Origin of the sequence: Colwellia sp. PAMC 20917 (genome assembly GCF_001767295.1) — a bacterium.
In the GTDB taxonomy this organism is placed as follows: Bacteria; Pseudomonadota; Gammaproteobacteria; order Enterobacterales; family Alteromonadaceae; genus Colwellia_A.
Genome location: NZ_CP014944.1, coordinates 3,863,965 through 3,886,173 on the forward strand (window position 1 = coordinate 3,863,965; position 22,209 = coordinate 3,886,173).

14 protein-coding genes are annotated in these 22,209 nt (G+C 38.1%); 6 read left to right on the forward strand and 8 right to left on the reverse strand.

Annotated features, from left to right (window positions below; all coding sequences use genetic code 11):
- Positions 1 to 20 precede the first annotated feature (20 nt).
- The 4 genes from A3Q34_RS16560 to A3Q34_RS16575 form a co-directional block, all read right to left on the reverse strand.
- The gene (locus A3Q34_RS16560; RefSeq protein ID WP_197517610.1) at positions 21 to 845 is read right to left on the reverse strand and encodes an enoyl-CoA hydratase/isomerase family protein; all 825 of its coding nucleotides are present in this window, start codon (positions 843 to 845) and stop codon (positions 21 to 23) included.
- A gap of 11 nt (positions 846 to 856) precedes the next feature.
- Positions 857 to 2,464, reverse strand: coding sequence for a carboxyl transferase domain-containing protein (locus tag A3Q34_RS16565; protein ID WP_070376354.1), 1,608 nt, complete (start codon positions 2,462 to 2,464; stop codon positions 857 to 859).
- A 123-nt stretch (positions 2,465 to 2,587) separates the two neighbouring features.
- On the reverse strand, positions 2,588 to 3,757 hold the full coding sequence (locus A3Q34_RS16570; RefSeq protein ID WP_070376355.1) for an isovaleryl-CoA dehydrogenase: 1,170 nt from the start codon (positions 3,755 to 3,757) through the stop codon (positions 2,588 to 2,590).
- 39 nt (positions 3,758 to 3,796) lie between these two features.
- Positions 3,797 to 4,198 carry a MerR family transcriptional regulator gene (locus A3Q34_RS16575; protein ID WP_070376356.1) on the reverse strand — a complete coding sequence of 134 codons (402 nt, stop codon included), beginning with the start codon at positions 4,196 to 4,198 and terminating at the stop codon, positions 3,797 to 3,799.
- A 251-nt stretch (positions 4,199 to 4,449) separates the two neighbouring features.
- On the opposite strand from A3Q34_RS16575, the gene A3Q34_RS16580 reads away from it, so the two are divergent.
- Together A3Q34_RS16580 and A3Q34_RS16585 are read left to right on the forward strand one after the other, a co-directional pair.
- A complete protein-coding gene (locus tag A3Q34_RS16580; protein WP_070376357.1) occupies positions 4,450 to 5,634 on the forward strand; it encodes an acetyl-CoA C-acyltransferase in 1,185 nt (394 codons plus the stop codon).
- A 484-nt stretch (positions 5,635 to 6,118) separates the two neighbouring features.
- Positions 6,119 to 7,555, forward strand: coding sequence for an IS1182 family transposase (locus tag A3Q34_RS16585; RefSeq protein WP_070376358.1), 1,437 nt, complete (start codon positions 6,119 to 6,121; stop codon positions 7,553 to 7,555).
- A gap of 441 nt (positions 7,556 to 7,996) precedes the next feature.
- Here the strand turns inward: A3Q34_RS16585 and mscL (A3Q34_RS16590) are convergent, their stop codons facing one another.
- Both mscL (A3Q34_RS16590) and mscL (A3Q34_RS16595) read right to left on the reverse strand, forming a co-directional pair.
- Complete coding sequence (gene mscL, locus A3Q34_RS16590) at positions 7,997 to 8,401, reverse strand: large-conductance mechanosensitive channel protein MscL (protein ID WP_070377146.1); 405 nt, start codon at positions 8,399 to 8,401, stop codon at positions 7,997 to 7,999.
- A 131-nt stretch (positions 8,402 to 8,532) separates the two neighbouring features.
- The gene (gene mscL, locus A3Q34_RS16595) at positions 8,533 to 8,997 is read right to left on the reverse strand and encodes a large conductance mechanosensitive channel protein MscL (RefSeq protein ID WP_070374361.1); all 465 of its coding nucleotides are present in this window, start codon (positions 8,995 to 8,997) and stop codon (positions 8,533 to 8,535) included.
- A gap of 384 nt (positions 8,998 to 9,381) precedes the next feature.
- Here mscL (A3Q34_RS16595) and A3Q34_RS16605 point away from each other — a divergent pair.
- From A3Q34_RS16605 to A3Q34_RS16615, 3 genes are all read left to right on the forward strand, one after another.
- Positions 9,382 to 10,550, forward strand: a protein-coding gene (locus tag A3Q34_RS16605) for an IS3 family transposase (protein ID WP_157471018.1) whose coding sequence is annotated in 2 segments (ribosomal slippage) — positions 9,382 to 9,631 and positions 9,631 to 10,550 — 1,170 coding nt in all. Because the reading frame shifts where the segments join, the coding sequence is not laid out codon by codon here.
- A gap of 775 nt (positions 10,551 to 11,325) precedes the next feature.
- On the forward strand, positions 11,326 to 12,537 hold the full coding sequence (locus A3Q34_RS16610) for an ABC transporter substrate-binding protein (RefSeq protein WP_070377226.1): 1,212 nt from the start codon (positions 11,326 to 11,328) through the stop codon (positions 12,535 to 12,537).
- A gap of 21 nt (positions 12,538 to 12,558) precedes the next feature.
- Entirely contained in the window at positions 12,559 to 14,988 is a 2,430-nt protein-coding gene (locus A3Q34_RS16615; RefSeq protein ID WP_070376361.1) for an ATP-binding protein, read from the forward strand.
- A 555-nt stretch (positions 14,989 to 15,543) separates the two neighbouring features.
- Here A3Q34_RS16615 and recQ read toward each other — a convergent pair.
- Together recQ and A3Q34_RS16625 are read right to left on the reverse strand one after the other, a co-directional pair.
- Positions 15,544 to 17,340, reverse strand: a complete 1,797-nt coding sequence (gene recQ, locus A3Q34_RS16620; protein WP_070376362.1) for a DNA helicase RecQ — start codon at positions 17,338 to 17,340, stop codon at positions 15,544 to 15,546.
- 309 nt (positions 17,341 to 17,649) lie between these two features.
- The gene (locus tag A3Q34_RS16625) at positions 17,650 to 18,573 is read right to left on the reverse strand and encodes a helix-turn-helix domain-containing protein (protein WP_070376363.1); all 924 of its coding nucleotides are present in this window, start codon (positions 18,571 to 18,573) and stop codon (positions 17,650 to 17,652) included.
- 192 nt (positions 18,574 to 18,765) lie between these two features.
- Between A3Q34_RS16625 and A3Q34_RS16630 the strand changes: the two genes are divergently transcribed.
- Positions 18,766 to 22,146, forward strand: a complete 3,381-nt coding sequence (locus A3Q34_RS16630; RefSeq protein WP_070376364.1) for a methylmalonyl-CoA mutase family protein — start codon at positions 18,766 to 18,768, stop codon at positions 22,144 to 22,146.
- The last annotated feature ends 63 nt before the right edge of the window (positions 22,147 to 22,209 follow it).

A 22,209-nucleotide genomic window follows, 5' to 3' on the forward strand; every position in this document is an offset into this window, starting at 1 on the left:
TTGTTAGTTGAGACATGTTTTTATCCTTCACTCGTCGGTTCTTTTTGCCAGCTTGCTGGTCGTTTTTCAAAAAAAGCAGTTAAGCCTTCTTGGCCTTCTGCAGAAACGCGAATTGATGCGATGCGTTCACTGGTCATGCTAAGTAAATCAAGATTAATTTCTTGATAAGCGACATCTAAAGCAAGTTGTTTTGCTTGACGAACGGCTTTCGGGCCGTTGCTCAATACTGTGCTCACCATATCAATAACGGTGCTTTCTAACGCTTCTAACGAAACAATCTCATCAACTAAGCCTAACTGCTGCGCTTTGTCTGCAAAGAAACGTTCTGCCGTTTGAAAGTATCGACGACTGGCTTTTTGGCCAATAGCATTGACGACATAAGGGCTGATGGTCGCAGGAATTAAACCTAATTTAACTTCACTGAGACAAAAACTGGCTTTATTGCTAGCGATAACAATGTCACAACAACTGGCTAAGCCCACTGCGCCGCCAAAAGCAGCACCTTGTATTTGTGCAATAGTGGTTTGCGGTAAAAAATTAAGTGCATGTAACATCTGCGCAAGCGCGTTAGCATCACGTAAGTTTTCTTCATATGAGTAACTGGCCATGCGTTTCATCCACGCTAAGTCAGCCCCAGCAGAAAAACTTTTGCCGGTCGATGCGAGTATCATCAGGTGAATATCGTCGCGTTGGGCTATTTCGATAAATATCACCGTTAATTGAGCGATAATTTTGTCGTCAAAAGCATTGTGCTTGTCAGGATTATTTAAGGTAACTGTTGCTACCCCATAACGGTCTACGTTAAATAATACCTGACCGGTATTGATCTCTTTTAATGGTGTCATCTTGTTCAGCCCTACATTCTAAAGATACCAAATTTGGTATCCTCAATAGGTTTATTCAACGAAGCAGAAATGGCTAAGCCTAATATTTGACGAGTATCGGCAGGGTCAATAATACCATCATCCCATAAGCGAGCTGAAGCATAGTAGGGGTGGCCTTGATGCTCATAAGTATCAATAATCGGTTGTTTAAAGTCAGCTTCTTCTTGCTCGCTCCACGGTTCACCGAGTTTGTCTTTTTGGTCACGTTTAACTTGTGCTAAAACGCCAGCCGCTTGTTCGCCGCCCATCACTGAAATACGGGCATTTGGCCACATAAATAAGAAGCGTGGATCGTAAGCACGACCACACATACCATAGTTACCTGCGCCGAAACTACCACCAATTAGCACGGTAAACTTGGGTACTTGTGCCGTGGCAACGGCGGTGACCATTTTTGCGCCATGCTTAGCAATACCGCCTGCTTCATATTGCTTACCAACCATAAATCCGGTGATGTTTTGTAAGAAGACTAAAGGAATTTTTCGTTGTGCACATAATTCAATAAAATGAGCACCTTTTTGAGCTGATTCGCCAAAGAGAATGCCGTTATTGGCGATAATACCAACGGGGTAGCCAAATATTCGTGCAAAACCACACACTAAAGTCGTGCCATAAAGGGCTTTAAATTCATCAAAATTACTACCATCAACGACACGGGCGATAATTTCACGAATATCAAAAGGTTGGCGTGCATCTTTGGGTACCACACCGTATATTTCTTGTGCGTCGTAAGCGGGCTCAACAATAGGTTGAATATTCATGGTTACCGGTTTAACACGATTTAAATTACCGACGATACTGCGGGCAATTTCTAAAGCGTGATGATCATTTTGTGCGTAATGATCGGCAACACCTGAGGTACGACAATGTATGTCTGCGCCACCTAAGTCTTCAGCACTAACGACTTCGCCTGTCGCGGCTTTAACTAACGGCGGTCCAGCTAAAAATATAGTGCCTTGTTCTTTAACAATAATAGATTCATCGGCCATTGCGGGTACATAAGCGCCACCTGCAGTACAAGAGCCCATAACAACAGCAATTTGCGGTATGGCTTGTGCTGACATATTTGCTTGATTAAAGAATATGCGACCGAAGTGTTCCCTATCAGGGAAAACCTCGTCTTGGTTAGGCAAGTTAGCGCCACCAGAGTCGACTAAATAAATACAGGGTAAGTTGTTTTCTTGGGCAATCGTTTGTGCGCGAAGATGTTTTTTTACCGTTAGCGGAAAATAGGTTCCGCCTTTTACGGTAGCGTCGTTAGCGACAATAACACACTCTTGTCCACCAACTCGGCCAATGCCGGTGATAATACCAGCAGCGGGAACATCTGCGTCATAAACTTCATAAGCGGCTAGTTGAGATAATTCTAAAAATGGTGAGCCAGCATCAAGTAGGGCATTAACGCGATCGCGTGGTAATAATTTACCGCGAGATAAATGACGATCACGGCTGCGCTGTCCGCCACCTAATTTTATTTGCTCAAGCTTTACTTTTAAATCGTCTACTTGAACTTGCATATGAGCAGCGTTTTCAATGAATTCTGGGCTGCGTACATTGATTTTTGAAATTATTTTAGCCACGATATTTGCCTTTATTATGGAATTTTATCAGTAAGAACATTAGCTTTAATGTTACGCGCTAAACAAGAGCAGTGTGGCTCTCATCAGCCTCTCTAAATCGAGAGGCTGTAGCAAGTTATAACCTTATATAGACTCGGCGAATAACTCTCGACCTATTAGCATACGACGAATTTCTGAAGTACCTGCGCCAATTTCATATAATTTAGCATCACGTAACAAACGACCTGCTGGAAATTCATTGATGTAACCATTACCGCCAAGTAATTGAATAGCATCTAAGGCCATTTTTGTCGCAAGTTCTGCAGCAACTAAGATAACACCGGCTGCATCTTTACGTGTGGTTTCACCTCTGTCGGCCGCCTGTGCACATAAATAAGCATAAGATTTAGCTGCGTTCATTTGGGTGTACATATCGGCAACTTTACCTTGGATCAATTGGAACTCACCAATGGATTGACCGAACTGTTTGCGGTCATGAATATAAGGAACAACTAAGTCCATACACGCATCCATAATACCTAAAGGTCCGCCGGTTAAAACGATACGCTCGTAATCAAGGCCAGACATTAAGACTCGAACGCCTTTACCTTCTTCACCTAAAATGTTTTCTGCTGGTACTTCACAGTCTTGGAAAACTAATTCACAGGTATTTGAACCGCGCATACCTAATTTGTCTAATTTTTGATGACGAGAAAAACCTGGGTAATCACGCTCAACGATAAAAGCAGTAATGCCTTTTGAACCCGCTGAAGTATCAGTCTTTGCATAAATAACATAAACGTTGGCATCTGGACCATTGGTGATCCACATTTTGTTGCCATTTAAAATATACTTGTCGCCTTTTTTGTCAGCGCGCAATTTCATGCTGACTACATCAGAGCCTGCATTAGGCTCACTCATCGCTAATGCGCCAATATGTTCACCGCTACAAAGTTTTGGTAAATATTTAGCTTTTTGTTCATGCGAACCGTTTTTGTTTAATTGGTTTAAACAAAGGTTAGACATAGCACCGTAACTTAGACCAACAGAAGCAGACGCACGTGAAATTTCTTGCATTGCCACCATATGTTCTAAATAGCCTAAACCTGAACCGCCATATTCTTCGTCAACGGTCATGCCTAATAAGCCTAAATCACCAAATTTGCGCCATAAATCATTTGGGAATTCGTTATCAATATCTATTTGTGCTGCACGTGGAGCAATTTCGTCACGAGAGAAAGCGTTAACTGACTCGCGGATCATCTCAACGGTTTCGCCTAGATTAAAGTTTAATGATGAAAAGGTAGAAATCATGTTATTTCCTTAGCTTAGTTAGCTACGTAAAGTTATGCGTTAGGTTTTTGTATTGTCGATAGCTGATAAAGTAGCTAAACAGCTTTCTTCTAAATTTGTTAATTCCATCAACACCACTTTTATATCGTCGAGTTGTTGATGTAAGTCTGATTTTTTTTGTTCAATAATATCCATCATCAGTTTTAATTGGCTGGCGCTGGTATTATCTAAATCGTATAACTCAAAGATGCGACCGGTTTCGGCTAATGAAAACCCCAAGCGTTTACCGCGTAGAATTAACTTTAGTCGAACTTTATCTCTTTGGTTATAAATTCGAGTTTGTCCTTTGCGAGTAGGGGCAAGCAAGCCTTGATCTTCGTAAAAACGAATACTGCGAGTCGTTATATCGAACTCTTTAGAAAGATCGCTGATTGAAAAAGTCCGTGCTTTTAATTCTGCCATGAAAAACTCTACATTTATGTTATGCACTTACCTTACAGGAAGTTTACGTTAACGTAAAGCAAGAGCTTTTTTCATCAAGCTGCTAATAAATATCCCGTCAATAATTTACCCGCTCAGTTAAAATCGTTACTATATAAATTGGCTATAATTGTGTCCTTACTATTAAAGTTTACGTTGGCGTAAACGTCAAATATAAGTTATGGTGTTAATCATTAATTTATCCCTTTTTATTTTTATCTCGGAGAGCTTTCATGTCTACTACAGATCCTATTGTTATTGTTTCAGCGTCTAGAACCCCTATGGGTGGTTTTATGGGCGGATTATCTGCTGTAACTTCACCTGACTTAGGCGCAACGGCTATACGCGGCGCACTTGCTGCGGCAAATATTGCTAACGATCAAGTTGATGAAGTAATCATGGGGTGTGTATTGCCTGCAGGTTTAAAACAAGCGCCTGCTCGTCAAGCAGCTTTGGCGGCTGATTTGGCATTATCAACAGTTTGTACCACCATTAATAAAGTCTGTGGCTCTGGAATGAAAGCTGCAATGCAAGCACATGACTCACTAATGGCTGGCTCTATTAATGTTGCTGTTGCCGGTGGTATGGAAAGCATGACTAATGCACCGCACCTTTTACCTAAAGGTCGCAGTGGTATAAAAATGGGGCATGGTCAAATTCTTGATCATATGATGACTGATGGTTTAGAAAATGCGTATGATGGCATAGCTATGGGGTGTTTCGCACAAGAAACTGCCGATGATGCTGGGTTTACTCGTGAAGACATGGATGAATATGCTATTCGCTCATTAGCACGTGCCAATGCAGCGATTGCTGGCGGTGCTTTCGAAAATGAAATATCGCCAGTAACGATTAAATCGCGTCGTGGCGACTCTGTCTTTGCAATAGATGAACAGCCGGGTAATGCCCGCCCTGATAAAATACCTTCATTACGTGCCGCTTTTAAAAGAGACGGGACTATTACGGCTGCGAACTCTAGTTCAATTTCAGATGGTGCTGCGGCATTAGTGATGATGAAACAGTCGGAAGCAGAAAAACGTGGTTTACGCCCTTTATGTAAAATTGTTGCTCATGCAACGCATGCACAAAAACCTGAAGAGTTTACCGTAGCACCCGTTGGCGCAATGAATAAAGTTTTAGCAAAAGCAAACTGGACGGCTGCAGATGTTGATCTATGGGAAATTAATGAAGCATTTGCCATGGTTACCATGTTAGCGATTAAAGAATTAGCCTTAGATGTTGAAAAAGTCAATGTCAATGGTGGCGCTTGTGCACTGGGTCATCCTTTAGGTGCTAGTGGTGCTCGTATTATGGTAACGTTAATTCATGCATTGAAAAACAAAGGTTTATCAAAAGGTTTAGCCTCTCTTTGTATTGGTGGTGGTGAAGCTACAGCGATTGCGGTTGAAATGTTTTAGACCATTAAGTTCGCTGTTATTTTCAGGTAATGCTGATAAAAATTAAATTTGTAAAGCCGCTATGTTAAGTCATAGCGGCTTTTTTATTAATGCTCAATTGATTGCACAGATTTTTTTTGAACAAAGATAAGTGTAGAAGCTAAATAAAGATCGAAACAAATGTGGCAGTAAGTTTTATCTATTAAAAAAGTACCAAAAAACACGCCAAATAAAGTTTGAACCTGACTTCAACTGGCATAAGTGAACCTTAATAATCATTCGAAACACATTATAAAATAACTTTGTTAATGTCTTCTGCGCATCGCTGACGTTATCTGCTGGCTATTCTTTAGGTCAACTCATAGCCCAGCCTGTGTGAAAACGTTTTGATCACTTTTTCGAATAAGCACCGGATACTTATGATCAATCAGTCTCAAAACAAGATAATAAATCACTCTATATTTGCTATAATATTCATTAGGTTAATTGATTATATGTTGGCTGTATGTCACGTCATATTAAAGGTTTATCTCGCTCCCAAGCAACCCTCTTTCCAGAAATCCTTGACGATTTTGTCTCTAAAGAGAATCCTGTTAGAGTAATTGATGTATTTGTCGATGGTTTGGATTTAGAAAACCTTGGTTTCAAAGGTGTTCAATCTAAAGCAACTGGCCGACCTGGATATCATCCCGCCATATTACTCAAAATTTATATCTATGGTTATTTAAACAGAATTCAGTCGTCACGCTGTCTAGAGCGAGAAACACAACGTAATATTGAACTTATGTGGCTCACGGAGCATTTATCACCAGACTTTAAAACAATCGCTGACTTTAGAAAAGATAACCATCGTGGGATTAAAAACACCTGTAAAACCTTCGTTCAAATATGCCATAAATTCAATATGTTTAGTGAAGCGACTGTTGCTATTGATGGTAGTAAGTTTAAGGCATCCAACAACAAAGATAAAAACTACACTCCAAGCAAAATGAAGTCTCATATTGAGCGAGTAGAAAAGCATATTAATAATTATTTTTTGAAGCTTGAACAGTCAGATTCACAAGAGAACACATCACAATACATTGCTAATATTGAATCTAAATTAGATTTCTTAAAACAACACCTCGTTGAACTAAAAGAGATGGAATTAGCCGTCAATAATCATCCTGACAAACAAGTATCAACAGTCGATCCTGATTCTCGCTTGATGAAAACACAGGGCATGACACGAGCTATTTGCTATAATATACAAAGCGCTGTGGATACGAAACATCATTTAATTGTTGCTCACGAAGTCACCAATACAACAGATAGGGGGCAGTTGTGCAATATGACCAAACTGACACTTAAAGCGTTAGGGAAAAGTGTTACAACAATATTGGCAGATAAGGGTTATTACAGCCGACAAGATATTAAAGATACTCAAGATTTAGGTGTATTGACTCTTGTACCAAAAACCGATACATCAGGCTCAGAAAAGAAGGGAATTTTTAACAAATCACTGTTTCAATACAATCAAGATAATGATGTTTATATTTGCCCTGCGGGGAATGAGCTTCAACATCGATTAAATTCGATAGAAAGAGGATTAGATATCAAAATTTACTTCAATGGTATGGCTTGTAAAAATTGTACTATTCGAAGCCAATGTACCCGCTCTAAAAAAGAGCCAAGAAGAATGAGACGTTGGATCCATGAAGCTGATATGGAAAAAATGGAAGCCTTGCTCAAAGCAACGCCTGATGCAATGCTTCAACGAAAACAAACAGTTGAACATCCCTTTGGTACGATTAAGTTGTGGGCAGGAGCCACGCACCTTTTAACAAGAGGGTTTAAAAATGTCAGTACAGAATTGAACCTGCATGTATTAGCGTATAATTTAAAAAGAATGCTCAATATATTTGGAATAGAAAAGTTGATGAAGGAAGTGATGTTGCCGTAAGAGGTAACTCTTTCCTTAAAAGACCCAAATATGTTCCAAATAGGAGCCAACATGAGCAATTTTTAACGAATAAAAAATATAAATCATGGATATTCATAAATATCGGCTTCGCTACGCGAAGCCTTATAAATAGCTGATATAACCCCTCAATAATGAAAACTTACAATAATGAGTTTTCACACAGGCTGAGCCAATTGCGGACATTAGCCTTTGCAAATTCAGGAGCATATTTAGGGCAATATTAGCCAAGATTTTCTGCTCACTTGTGGGGCTGGTTTAAGACTTGCAAAAGACGTTAGACATAACAGTGTTCTAGCTTCCGCTTAGCGTAAAAGAGACATTAGCAATTACAGCTAATGGACAGATTCGATTAGATCTTGTATCGATAATGCCGCGTCCGACTGCATGCGATTTGTTACACATTTTATCTTCAAACAGTCATCATGATTTAGATTTAAGTAAATCACGTATTTCCGTTAGCAACATCTCCTCCTTAGAAGGAGGGCTGGGAGTTTTAGGCGCTTCCTCTTCTTTTTTCTTTAGTTTATTGATTCCTATAACAACCATAAATATTACAAATGCAATGATAGTGAAATCAACAATGGTTTGAATAAATGCTCCGTAACTTATCACCACTGCTGGCGCTTCGCCTACAGCCTCCTTGATGACAATTGCTAAATCAGAAAAGTTTACGCCACCTAATAGCACGCCAATCGGAGGCATAATAACCCCAGAAACCAATGCTGTGATGATTTTCCCGAACGCCACCCCAATAACGATTCCGGCCGCCATGTCGACGACATTTCCCTTCACCGCAAATTTTTTGAAATCCTTAATCATGCTCATAGCCTTGTCTCTCTGGTTCATTGATAGTGGCAGTTATATTAGCGCTTTGTGCTTTCTATTCCCTAACCTTTTTTACTGCTAGCTAAGTCATACCAACGTCGTAAACTGCAAACGCGAAGCGCTCCGCCTTGTTAGGTAATTGTCTCGATTTTCGATGTGCAATTAGGACATATCATCGCTTTTTTATGAATTTCTGAAAAGCACATTGGGCAATCCTTGGTTTTGTTGAATATATCTCTTTCTTCTTTTCTATTGATTCTATTAATTGCTTTTATCAATATAAATGTAATCCAGGAGACAATAAGAAAGCTAAAAACACTGTTAATAAAAAGACCATAGCTAAGGGTTACAGCGCCATCTTTGTTGGCTTGGTCTAGGCTCAAATATGGCGTTCCAACTGCCCCTTCTTTTAAAACGAGAAACAAGTCAACAGTATCCACACCACTTGATAGCAAACCTATAATTGGTGCAATAATATTAGCAACTAAGCTAGAAGCAATCGTAGCAAATGCACCGCCAATAACGATACCAATCGCCATATCCATTACATTGCCTTTAAGCGCAAACTCTTTATATTCATCAAGTATCTTTTTCATGTTTGATCTCTAATTATTGTACCAACGCCCCGCTAAGGAGAAATTTGTAGTTGGGTAAAATGTTGAACGGAGCGAAAACAGCCAACTGCAAATTTTCACTCTTGAGCGACTTATTAAGCCCGTTTAACCAATGCAAATTTACCTTTCCCCCTCTGTCCGCACATAAGGTTACATAAAAAGCTAAACCAACACCTAAGCAAATCTATATAACTATAGCCATAAAGGAAATGAGATTTAGCTGAATTCTAGCTTAATTACTATATTATATTCTTCCTGAATATCCATATGTGACCAATTTTCCATAGGCTTATAAGGCCTAATTGACATGGTCTAATTGATACGACTACCTCAGTTAAGACATAATAGACTTAACTGGAGATACAAATGAAAAACCGTAAAACTTATTCAAAAGAATTCAAACTAGATGCAATTGCTCTCGTTAGAGATCAAAACTACGCTGTAGCAGAAGCCGCTAGAAATTTAGATGTCAGTGCTCAAGTGCTTGGTCGATGGATCAAAGAAGCTGAAAACGATGATGGTCATGCTTTTAGAGGAAACGGAAAGCTAACGCCAGAGCAAGATGAAATCCGTAAACTTAAAGCCCAAGTAAAGCGCCTAGAAATGGAGCGTGAGATATTAAAAAAAGCGACGGTCTTCTTTGCCAAAGAAACGAAGTAAAATACTCGTTCATTGCCCAACATAAGAAGATCTGGCCCGTGATACTGATGTGTCGCGTATTGGGTGTAAAAAGTAACAACTATTACAGTTTTCAAAAAAGAAAGGCTCAAAGGCCTATTGATACAACCCATCAAGAGATGCTGGAATGGGTGAAAGATATTGCAAAGTTTAGCGATAATACTTATGGCGAAAGACGTATTCAAAAAGCGTTAAATGCGCTCAGTTTTCCTGTTAGCCGCAGAAAAACAGCGCGATTAATGAAAGAAGCAAACGTTTGGGTACGTTACAAAAAAAAATATAAAGCAACGACAAACAGCGAACACAACAAGCCCGTTTACGTGAACGAACTTGAGCAAGACTTTGGTATGCAACAACCTAACCAAGCGTGGGTGCAAGATATTACTTACATATGGACTTCAGAAGGCTGGCTATACTTAGCGATAGTAATCGACCTATACTCTCGTAAAGTTGTTGGTTGGAGCATGGGTTCAAGAATGAAAGCTCAACTTGTTTGTGATGCTCTGACAATGGCAATGTGGCAACGAAAACCCAAGGCTGGATTAATAGTGCATTCAGATCAAGGTGTTCAATATGCGAGTCATCAATATAGACGAATACTGAGATTACATGGCTTTGTTGGTAGTATGAGTAAGAAAGGTTGCTGCTGGGATAATACGGTAGCAGAGAGCTTCTTTGGTAGTTTAAAACAAGAACGTGTGCATTGGCGTAACTATCAAACCCGTTATGCCGCTCAACAAGATGTGCTGAACTACATCACGATGTGGTACAACAGCCAAAGGCTGCACTCATATCTTGGTTATCAAAGTCCAAATATATTTGAATGTAAAGAAAGAGAATTGAAAAAGGTAGCTTAACGAACTTAACTAGGTGTCTGAATTTAGTTGACCAGGTCAAATAATGACTTACAGGGAAATCACCTAACCAATCAAAATTAGAATTTAAAGCGAACTTCTGCAAGTTAAACGTTTTATTTTTAGCGCATGTGTAGCATTTTCTATGTATAAATTAATTACTTAAATAATATTACTAAAATGTCGCAAAATGCACAAAACGGTCCTAATTTCGCTTTGAATTCACCACAATAAATAGTCTTCTTTGCCAGTCAGATTATTCGATTAATCGGTAATATTTATAGTCAAACAATGCATATTTATATATGTGGATAACTATATCTTATCCTTTTAATATTGAGTCAGATTGTATTAGAGCCTTCTTCAACTAGCCAAAAACGGAAGTTAGGTTTATACCTGTATTTGAAATTTGTGCGCTTAAAACTGCCACATATAATTTAAAGATGTCTATTAATTTGCACCTAAAACCTTATTCAATAATTTGCGTACAATTATCTACCCAACCTCAATAGCGGACATTAGAATCAACTAAGGCCCACATAAAATTAGAGTGTTAATTCTAAGGCGCTAACGTCCCTATTGCGAGATAGAAAATTATTCAAAGCGATTAACTTTACAAAGTGAACTATCAATCAACATAGGCCAGCGATAAAAAATTGAGTGTCACTCAGGTACTCACAAACGGCACACTGATTGATAATGGCTATTGATGTTGGCAAAATAGACAAAATTAGGTTAAATTTAGTTTCAAGATATGAACCACTTACGAACCTTTTATATGCCTACTCGATTTTTTTTATTGTACTTCTTTTTAGCGTCATATACGGCTTTAGCTGAATCAAATAAAAAGTTGGTTATCTATCATGATGCTGATTATTCATTAAATCAGTTATCGGCTAACGCTATGAAAATGGGCTTGCTTACCGCATTTGATGAAGTTAACAACGAAATACAAGGCTTTAGTTTAGAGCTGAAAGAGAAAAATCATCGAGGTAATATTAAACGTAGTTTGCTAAGCATGAAAGATTTTCTTAAAGATGAAAAAGCATTGTTTATTCTTGGTGGTTTGCACTCTCCTCCGTATATAAAAAATCGTACCTTTATTAATGAAAATCAAATTCCTCTTTTAGTCCCTTGGGCGGCAGGAGGGCCGATAACGCGTTATCCAAGCGCGAATAACTGGGTATTTCGCCTATCTGTTGATGATACCAAAGCAGGTATTCGCATCAGTGAATTTGCACTTAATAAACTCACCTGTAAAAATCCTCATTTGTTATTAGAAGATACCCCTTGGGGCAAATCGAATCAAAGCACTATGTCGTCTTATTTAAAAGATAAAGTACCTTTTGGTGTAAGCTTATTCGGTTGGAACATTAAAGAAAATTCAGCGCGTATAATGATCAGAAATATAATTTCAGACGATTATGACTGTGTCTTTCTAGTGGGTAACTTTAATGAAACTCATCAATTTGTCAATGCGATGGCGGCGATGGAAAAAGAACAAAGAATTCCTATCATCAGTCACTGGGGAGCCACGGGAGGTGATGTCGATATGATATTTAATAAACAAGTTAAAGAAGCCATATCTTTTCACTTTATTCAGAGTTGTTATTCTCTTGCTTCGTCAAAGCAATCTTCATTTCAACGTTCAGTCATGGCAAGGGCAAAAAAGCTATTTCCAGAAGAGTTTAGCTCTCCAGAAACAGTTAAAGCGCCAGCTGGTTTTACACACGCCTATGATATTGGTCGACTGGCTATTTCGGCTTTACAACAAATAGAATTAACTGGAAATATGAAACAGGACCGTTCTTTATTCAAACAAGCCTTGGAGTCATTGCAACAACCCGTTCAAGGACTTATTAAAGAATATAACAAGCCGTTTTCTACTTGGAGTGAGCATCAACAAGATGCGCACGAAGCATTAAGGCTTGAAAACTTCTGCATGGCGAATTTTGGTGAGTCTAATCAGATTGACGTAATAGCAAATTAACGAGACGGTAAATTAAGCATTATGAATTTTGTAGCTAAACTCAAAAGCAAAGCGGGACTTGCTTATTTAGTATTATTACTGGGATTTTTGTTTTCACTGATAATAAATATTAATTTTGTTTCAGATCGTGCCGTTTCTTCTTTAACACAACTGCAAGAAAGTCATACCAAACTTCAAGCACAGTCTACTTTTAACAATATTGAGAATTTTATTGAAAACCGAGTCAAGCTGCTAGCTGAACTCGGTGAATCGACCATGGTAACTTCGAGTGTTATGGGTGTTGATCTCGCTTCGGAAAACTTGACCGACTTGCTTAATGACCGAAAGGTTTTGGGTTCGAAAGAAAATATTTATATCACCGATTTTACTGGTGAATTAATTTATCCAAAAGACTCAACAAAGTTTTCACCTGCTACGTTATTTGAAAACAAAATGGAAAAGAGAATTGAAAAAGCTATTGAAAAGATAATTGGCCAAGAGTCACCGCTTGTTTTAACGATATTTAAAGACGCTGAGCAGCATTATTTTAGCCTCATCATGCCGGTTAAATATAATAACTATGTCGAAGGCATCATTAGCTTTGAGATAGTGAGTCAGTCAATTGAAACACTTTTGACGCAATTAACAAAAAATAATCATTATGCGGTTAGCTTTGTAAATAAAGGCGAGGTGGTTTTCCAAACGGCTCCATTAAATGATTACTCCTTAGTATCAAAGTTCTCTATCGGTAATACGGTAATGGAATTAAATTTTTATACCTCAACAAGTCAACTGAAAGAAGAGAAAAATCAGTATGTTTGGCAAATAGGTACCACGTTAACAATAACCACCCTATGTTCTTTTGTGCTTTTAGCTTTTTTAATTCGTACATTGTTGATTAATCCATTAAAAAAATTGGCAATTTCTGAAATAAAAGTAAAAAAAAGTGAAGCAAGATATCAACTCGCGATACAGGGTAGTAATGATGGGATTTGGGACTGGAATATTGAGGAAAACAATCTGTATTTGTCACCTCGACTATCTAGCATGATGGGCTATGGAGATGCCTCAGAACAGAAGTTAGAGAATGCGGATAAATTATTTATGAAATATATTCATCCTGACGACGAAGTCAAAGCCAAGCATACCTTACAAGAACACTTTAAGAAAAATATTCCTTTAGATTTTGATTTTAGGATGCGAGTCGCTGATGGTAATTATCGATATTTTAGAATAAGAGGCATTGCACAAAAAGGACTTGATGGCAGAGCGATACGCATGGCTGGTTCTTTGTCTGATATTTCTGAATTAAAAGAACAAAGTTTAGCGCTTGAAAAAGCACTTGAGGACGCGGAAGGGGCAAACATTGCAAAAAGTGACTTTTTAGCCAATATGAGTCATGAAATACGTACGCCAATGAATGGTGTATTAGGCTCATTGCAAATATTGAAACGAGATAACTTGTCTGAGTCTTCAAAAGAAATGGTTGAAATGGGTATTACCTCTTCAAAAAATCTACTTTCAATTATTAATGATATTTTAGATTTGTCTAAAATAGAATCCAATAACATTAGCTTAGAGTCACTACCTACCAACATAATTGAACTGTTTAAGTCTATAATTGCCGAACTTTCCTTTTTAGGGGAGCAAAAAAAAATTGGCTTAGTATTTAATCTGAAAAAAGAGATGCATGCCTATTGGTTAGCTGATCCGGTAAGGTTGAGGCAAATTATTTTAAATTTAATTTCTAATGCAATTAAATTTACCCCTAAAGGGGAAGTAAATATTACCCTTAGAGAGCAAAATGAAACAGTAGTCTTTGAGGTAAAAGACACAGGTATTGGTATCTCTGAAGCTCAAATTAATAAGTTATTTAATCGCTTTGAACAAGCTGATGCTACAACCACTAGAAATTTTGGTGGCACAGGCCTAGGTTTACCTATTGCTAAACAATTGGCAAACCTAATGGGGGGCGAAATTACCGTAACCAGTGAAGAAAATATAGGCTCTACTTTTAGTGTGGTATTGCCGTTAAAGAAAACTGAACTGGAAAGTCATGACACGTTAGAATCGACGCAAGTACAAGCACCACATGCAGAGTCACTAAATATTATTCTAGCGGAAGACAATAGGATAAATCAGAAAGTTTTTAGTGCTGTGCTTCGTCCGACCAAAGCAACCATCCGTATTACCAATGACGGTATAGAGGCAATAGATGAGGTGGGTAAGTTATTACCTGATTTGATTTTTATGGATATTCAGATGCCAAATATGGATGGTGTTCAGGCTTGTGAAATTATTAAACAAAGTAATCCCGATATTCCTATAATTGCTTTAACCGCTAATGTTATGACAGGCGATGTTAAAAAATATAAGCTGGCAGGATTTGATCATTGTTTAGGTAAACCGATTGATGTAAATGAAATTTATACGCTATTAGAAAAATATTCTGCTACATGCGATGGCGAATAAAAATTAGGCGATATAAAAATTTAATACCTAAAATCATATTAATCTAATGTCCGCTTTGCTATTTTCTAATCAAATTAGAATTTTTGTCTTTATAGATTCCTGATGGAGTTTAGAACCATTCTCTTATCTAACGCATGGCTGATTTTCATCGGTTCAAATGTCGCTAGATAAGCCAAGGCTAAAGTCTTCTTTCGTATCAAAGTGAACATAACACAGGGTTGTTTTGACCAGTGAATTAGGTCAGGTTTGTGGCTACTGCCCTTAGAGGTATATTTTAGAAGTTAGCTATTTCAACGTTTAATTAAATTTTTTGAAAGGCATTTTCGGCGCTTAAACGTAATAATTCCAGTTTCCGATTTTATTTAACGGTTTGCATCTTTATCTTACTTCTACAGTTATTCATATATTCCCTTACAAGCGTGAGATTATTTAGCTTTATATACTTTAACTAAAAAAGTCCCAACATAAAAATGCTGGGACTTTATTTAATATTATTATTTCTATCTTTATTTGTTAGTTTACAACTTTATTGAGAACCGACAATAAGCGTGTTAGCTAGTGTAGTAGTGCGATAATTTTTTCACCATAAAGCTCAAGTTTTGTTTTACCTATACCATTAACGTTTAATAGTTGCGCTGAGTTTTTGGGATTAGCTCTGGCTATATCCATTAAGGTAGCGTCATGAAAAATAACGAATGATGGTACATTTCTCTCTTTTGCCCATAATGCTCTTTGTTGCTTCAGCTTTTCAAATACGGTTTCTTCTTGTGCTGATAAATTGCTGGCATTAGGTTGTTTTGATTTTCGCGCAAGCTTTGCCTTACCGTATTCTTTTACCTTGAGTTGTATGGTCAGTTCGCCTTTTAATAAAGGTCGAGATTTTTCAGTAAGTTTTAAAGCGCCATATTCCATTTCTACGGCTAAATATCCCATTGAAATGAGTTGCCTAAACACCGTTTGCCATTCCTCTGCTTTGTGCTCTTTACCAATACCATAGGTGGACAGTTGTTGGTGATTGACCTGGATAACTTTAGGGGTTTGCTTACCTAGCAAGACATCAATTTGATGGCCTACGCCAAATCTTTGGCCCGTTCGATAAACGGTTGAAAGTGCTTTTCTAGCGGCAGCAGTGCCATCCCATGTTATGGGTGGATTCAAACAGTTATCACAATTTCCGCAAGGCTCAGCTAACGTTTCACCAAAATAATTGAGTAATACTTGCCGGCGGCAAGAGCACACTTCGCAATAACCAAGCAGGGCATCAATTTTACGTTGAGTTATAAACTTGAACTGTTCATTTCCACTACTTTGACTTGTCATTTGTTTTAGCTTAATGACATCTTGCATGCCATACGCTAACCAAGTATTGGCGGGCATACCATCACGGCCTGCTCGGCCAGTTTCTTGGTAGTAGGCCTCAATACTTTTAGGCAAATTTAAATGGGCGACAAACCTAACATCGGGCTTATCAATACCCATACCAAAGGCAATGGTGGCAACGATTATTATGCCGTCTTCTCTGAGAAAACGTTGTTGATTGCTATCTTTAATATTATTGGCCAAACCTGCATGATAAGGCAAAGCAACTTTTCCTTGTTCACTCAGCCATTGAGCTGTGGCCTCAACAGATTTTCTTGAAAGACAATAAACGATACCGGCATCATTGTTATGTTCGGTATTGATAAATTTAAGGAGCTGTTCTTTGTTATTTTTTTGTTCACTGATCCGATACTGAATATTGGGTCTGTCAAAACTATGAACAAAGATTTTAGCGGCCGTTAAATTTAATACTTGAACAATTTCATCTCGCGTTTTCATATCCGCTGTCGCTGTTAAGGCAATTTTAGGCGTGTGGGGATATCGCTGGCTGATAATGGACAGTTGTTGGTATTCAGGTCTGAAATCGTGACCCCATTGTGAAACACAATGTGCTTCATCAAAGGCAAAGAGTGCAATGGTAATATTATCAATAAGGTTTAGAAAATAATCACTCAATAGTCGCTCTGGCGCAACGTACAATAAGTCGACATTGCCTGATCTTATTAGCTGCTCGACACGATTTTGTTCTTCATGGTCCTGCGACGAATTTAAAAACTCTGCTTTTACGCCTTGTAGTTTTAGCGCATCAACTTGATCTTTCATTAACGCTATTAGAGGCGACACCACTATGCCTACGCCATCACGAACTATCGCCGGTATTTGATAGCATAATGACTTTCCACCACCGGTTGGCATAAGCGTAAAAACATCTGCGCCACTGATTAATTCACTAATTATTTTCGCTTGTTGATGTCGAAAGTCAGCGTAACCAAAGGTATTTTGTAAAACTGATTTTGCCGTATTGATATCCATATTGATTTCCTTTTAACGCTAAACAAGTCAGTGAAATTAAATAGCATAGATTAAGTGACATTAAGTTAAGTGGTGAGCATTAAATAGCGGGTTAAAAGTTAAGTATCGCTAATGTTATCGCGTAACCTTGAGTATAGCAGCCAATGATTATTTACTTTTAACGAGCAAACCTATGATAAAGGTATCATCAACGTCGTTATAAATGAAGACGAGGAAAATGAGTCAACTATAAATTACGTTTGGCTAATATGGTCAACAGTTAGCTATTGGCTAAATACATTGCTAACACTCGTACTTCTATTGATGTTTTTAAGCACTGTGACGAGAGTCACGATATTGCTTTGGTGACATTCCTAGCGACTTTTTAAATAGGCGAGAAAAATAGTAAGGGTCGCTATATCCCAAGCCCTCACTAATATCTTTAATAGTCTGTGAGCTATTATCAAGCTCAGAGCAGGCGCGTTGAATTTTCATATTAATAAAGTGCTGTATTGGTGATGTATCAGTGAGTTCTTTAAACTTCTTTGAAAAATGAAATTTAGACAGCTGACTGTAATGCGCTAATGTATCCAAACTCAACTCTTGATGAAGATTATTGCGCATTAAACGTTCGACCGCATCAATATCAAAAGTAGAACTTTTATTAAAGTCAGTTAAACGCAACTGTAATGCCAAAAAGCTTAAGGTTTGCTGTAAAATATGAACCGCGTGAATAACATTAGTAGCGGTATAGCCGCGGCGACCTAGCGCTAATAAATTGTCAAAATCTCGGATCACTTCATCTACATTCCCGACGTGTGCTAGGCCATCATCCATTTTCATTAATAAACGTTCGGCAAAATTACTGGCGAGATCGCCTTTAAAATTTAACCAATAGACTTTCCCTGACTTGTTTTTAATTTCACTGTTATTTTCTCTATGAACGGCGGTAAATTTAAAACTCGCATTGGCTGGTATAATAACAAGATCGCCCGATTTAACTTCTCTGACTTTGTTTTTATAGTCTAGAGTTGCACTAGTCGATTGACAATAAAGTAAGCTGTGATGGTCACTGTTTTTTTTATTTATTTGATAGGCAATATCTGAATGCTTTCCAAGCGATAACGGATAAAGACTGGAGGTTAGCGGATGAACTTGTAATTTTTTCAATAAAAAAACGGGAATAAGTAAACGAATATCATCAATGATAGTTGCTGTTTTTATCGGCTTTGCTGACTTTGATTGTTGAAGCATAATTAATAAGCTACGCGTTTTTATTCTATAACAAGATAGTCCATCAAATTAGCAATAAAATCAATGTTAATACCATTTTCTTTATGATTTAATATTATTAATAAAAAATATAAATAGCAATTCAGCACCAAAAATTACACCTACAAATATTACACCTATAATGGTGAGTAAGTTAATAAAAGAGAATTCAAAATGACAACTGAAAGATACCAACTCAAGAATAAAATTAGAATTGTCACTGCCGCATCACTTTTTGATGGGCACGATGCTGCGATTAATATTATGCGCCGAATTTTACAATCAAGTGGTGCTGAAGTTATTCATTTGGGCCATGACCGCAGTGTTGAGGAAGTGGTTAATACCGCGATTCAAGAAGATGCTAATGCTATTGCGATGACTTCTTATCAAGGCGGACATAACGAATATTTTAAATATATGTACGACCTACTTAAAGAACGAGGTTGTGAACATATTCGTATCGTTGGTGGCGGTGGCGGTGTTATTTTACCTGACGAAATTAAAATGCTACAAGATTACGGTATTACCCGTATTTATTCTCCTGATGACGGTCGTGCACTGGGTTTATTAGGCATGATTGATGACATGTTAGAGCGCTGTGATTTTAAAACTGGCGTCAATGTTAAAAAAGATGATGTTGCTAATTTAAAGAAAAATGACAAACAAGCGATTGCGCGTTTAATTTCAGCGGCTGAAAATGCGCCAAAAGAAAATAAAGCCGACTTAGAGAAAATTCGTAAAATTGCCTCAGCAAGTAAAACACCTGTATTAGGTATTACTGGTACCGGTGGTGCGGGTAAATCTTCGCTGGTTGATGAATTAATCCGTCGCTTTTTAATGGCGACAGCAGACAGCAAAATTGCCATTGTTTCGGTTGACCCGTCTAAGCGTAAAACCGGTGGTGCATTACTCGGTGACAGAATTCGTATGAATGCGGTAAACAATGATCGCGTTTACATGCGTTCGTTAGCCACACGTCAGTCAAACTTGGCGTTGTCTGTTTATGTTAATGACACCTTAGAAATTTTAAAAGCGACCGATTTCGACTTAATTATTCTAGAAACTTCGGGTATTGGTCAATCAGATACCGAAATTGAAGAACATTCAGATGTTTCTTTATATGTAATGACGCCAGAGTATGGCGCGGCAACACAATTAGAAAAAATCGATATGCTCGATTTTGCTGATATTATTGCGCTCAATAAGTTTGATAAACGGGGCGCTTTAGATGCCCTGCGTGACGTGAAAAAACAATATAAACGTAACCGTGGCATGTTTGAAGCCGGTGATGATGAAGTACCCGTTTACGGCACGATAGCTTCACAATTTAACGACCGTGGTATGACCGAATTATATAATGCGGTGATCACAGCATTAAACACGAAAGCGGGCTTAATTGTTGGCGACATTCTCTCTACTGAAGGCACATTAGCCAATAAAAGTAGCGTGATCCCAGGTAATCGTATTCGTTATTTATCTGAAATATCAGAAAGTAATCGCGGTTATGATGCTTGGGTTGAAAAACAAACAACGGTTGCACAAAAGCTTTATGGTATTCATCAGGCGATTGAAACAGCAAAAGACAGTGAAACTGTAGTTTCTGCTGATTTAGTGACGCAACTTGAAGCGCTTTATACTCAAGTCGAATTAGACTTAGACCCTAAAAACAAATTATTACTCGAGCAATGGGCGACTAAAGTTCAGCGTTATAAAGACCCTGAATTTAAATTTAAAGTACGAGACAAAGAACTGTCGATAGCCACTCATTCAAAATCACTTTCTGGTAGCGATATCCCTAAAATTAGTATGCCTAAATATCAGGGATGGGGCGATATCTTAAAGTGGAACTTACAAGAAAATGTACCGGGTGAATTTCCATATACTGCCGGTTTATTCCCCTTCAAGCGTGAAGGTGAAGACCCAACACGTATGTTCGCGGGTGAAGGCGGCCCAGAAAGAACCAACCGTCGTTTTCATTATGTTTCAAAAGGCATGCCGGCTAAACGCTTATCAACAGCATTTGATTCAGTGACCCTATACGGTAACGATCCGGCTATTCGTCCTGATATTTATGGAAAAATAGGTAATGCCGGCGTTTCTATTTGTTGTTTAGATGATGCCAAGAAACTTTATTCTGGTTTTGACTTAGCTCATGCGATGACGTCAGTTTCCATGACCATTAATGGCCCTGCGCCGATGTTGTTAGGTTTTTTCTTGAATACAGCTATCGATCAACAATGTGAGCGCTTTATTACCGAAAATGGTTTGGAAAAAGAAGTTGCCGCAACCATAGCTAAAATTTATAAAGACAAAGGCTGTGAACGTCCAAGCTATCAAGGTGAATTACCCGATGGCAACGACGGTTTAGGTTTAATGTTAATTGGTGTTACTGGCGATCAAGTTCTACCTCCAGCGGTATATCAAGCGATAAAAGCTAAAACCTTAACGCTAGTGCGTGGCACGGTACAAGCCGATATTTTAAAAGAAGATCAAGCGCAAAATACCTGTATTTTCTCCACTGAATTTGCCCTACGTTTAATGGGGGATGTGCAAGAGTACTTTATTGAAAAAGGTGTGCGTAATTTCTATTCAGTGTCTATTTCTGGCTATCATATAGCAGAAGCTGGCGCGAACCCGATTACTCAATTGGCGTTAACGTTGGCAAACGGTTTTACTTTTGTTGAATATTACCTAAGCCGCGGTATGGACATTAATGAATTTGGTCCTAACTTATCGTTTTTCTTCTCAAACGGTATCGACCCAGAATACGCTGTCATTGGCCGAGTGGCTCGTCGTATTTGGTCAAAAGCGATGAAGAATAAATATGGTGCCAATGCTCGCGCGCAAATGTTGAAATATCATATTCAAACATCGGGTCGTTCATTGCATGCTCAAGAAATTGATTTCAATGATATTCGTACCACATTACAAGCACTTTATGCGATAAACGATAACTGTAACTCTTTGCATACTAATGCTTATGATGAAGCTATTACCACGCCTACCGAAGACAGTGTTCGTCGTGCGATGGCGATTCAATTAATCATTAACCGTGAATTAGGACTTTCTAAAAATGAAAATCCTATTCAAGGCGCGTTCATTATTGAAGAGTTAACGGATTTAGTTGAAGATGCCGTATTAACTGAATTTGATCGTATTAACGAACGTGGTGGTGTACTTGGTGCCATGGAAACTATGTATCAGCGTGGTAAAATTCAAGAAGAAAGTATGTATTACGAGCATTTAAAACACTCAGGTGAATATCCTATTATAGGTGTAAATACTTTCCTTAGTTCTACGGGCTCGCCAACGATTGTGCCTGAAGAAGTTATTCGCGCTACCGAAGAAGAAAAAACTTATCAAATTGATATGTTAGCGAGTTTAAACAAAGCCAATGCAGCAGAAGTAGAAGTCTTACTTAAGCGTTTACAAACAGCCGCCATTAATCATGAAAATATTTTTGAATTAATGATGGATGCTTGTAAGGTTTGTTCTTTAGGGCAAATTGTCAGTTCGTTATTTGAAGCAGGCGGTCAATATCGTCGCAATATGTAACACGAGTAAATAGTCAGTTTATTAGATTAGAGTAAAGTAGTGTCTGTGCACTACTTATACTTT

Coding starts and splice junctions, on each gene's coding strand:
- A3Q34_RS16560 (WP_197517610.1), bottom strand. CDS start 845: ATGACACCATTAAAAGAGATCAATACCGGTCAGGTATTATTTAACGTA.
- A3Q34_RS16570 (WP_070376355.1), bottom strand. CDS start 3,757: ATGATTTCTACCTTTTCATCATTAAACTTTAATCTAGGCGAAACCGTT.
- A3Q34_RS16575 (WP_070376356.1), bottom strand. CDS start 4,198: ATGGCAGAATTAAAAGCACGGACTTTTTCAATCAGCGATCTTTCTAAA.
- A3Q34_RS16580 (WP_070376357.1), top strand. CDS start 4,450: ATGTCTACTACAGATCCTATTGTTATTGTTTCAGCGTCTAGAACCCCT.
- A3Q34_RS16585 (WP_070376358.1), top strand. CDS start 6,119: ATGTCACGTCATATTAAAGGTTTATCTCGCTCCCAAGCAACCCTCTTT.
- mscL (WP_070377146.1), bottom strand. CDS start 8,401: ATGAGCATGATTAAGGATTTCAAAAAATTTGCGGTGAAGGGAAATGTC.
- mscL (WP_070374361.1), bottom strand. CDS start 8,997: ATGAAAAAGATACTTGATGAATATAAAGAGTTTGCGCTTAAAGGCAAT.
- A3Q34_RS16610 (WP_070377226.1), top strand. CDS start 11,326: ATGCCTACTCGATTTTTTTTATTGTACTTCTTTTTAGCGTCATATACG.
- A3Q34_RS16615 (WP_070376361.1), top strand. CDS start 12,559: ATGAATTTTGTAGCTAAACTCAAAAGCAAAGCGGGACTTGCTTATTTA.
- recQ (WP_070376362.1), bottom strand. CDS start 17,340: ATGGATATCAATACGGCAAAATCAGTTTTACAAAATACCTTTGGTTAC.
- A3Q34_RS16625 (WP_070376363.1), bottom strand. CDS start 18,573: ATGCTTCAACAATCAAAGTCAGCAAAGCCGATAAAAACAGCAACTATC.
- A3Q34_RS16630 (WP_070376364.1), top strand. CDS start 18,766: ATGACAACTGAAAGATACCAACTCAAGAATAAAATTAGAATTGTCACT.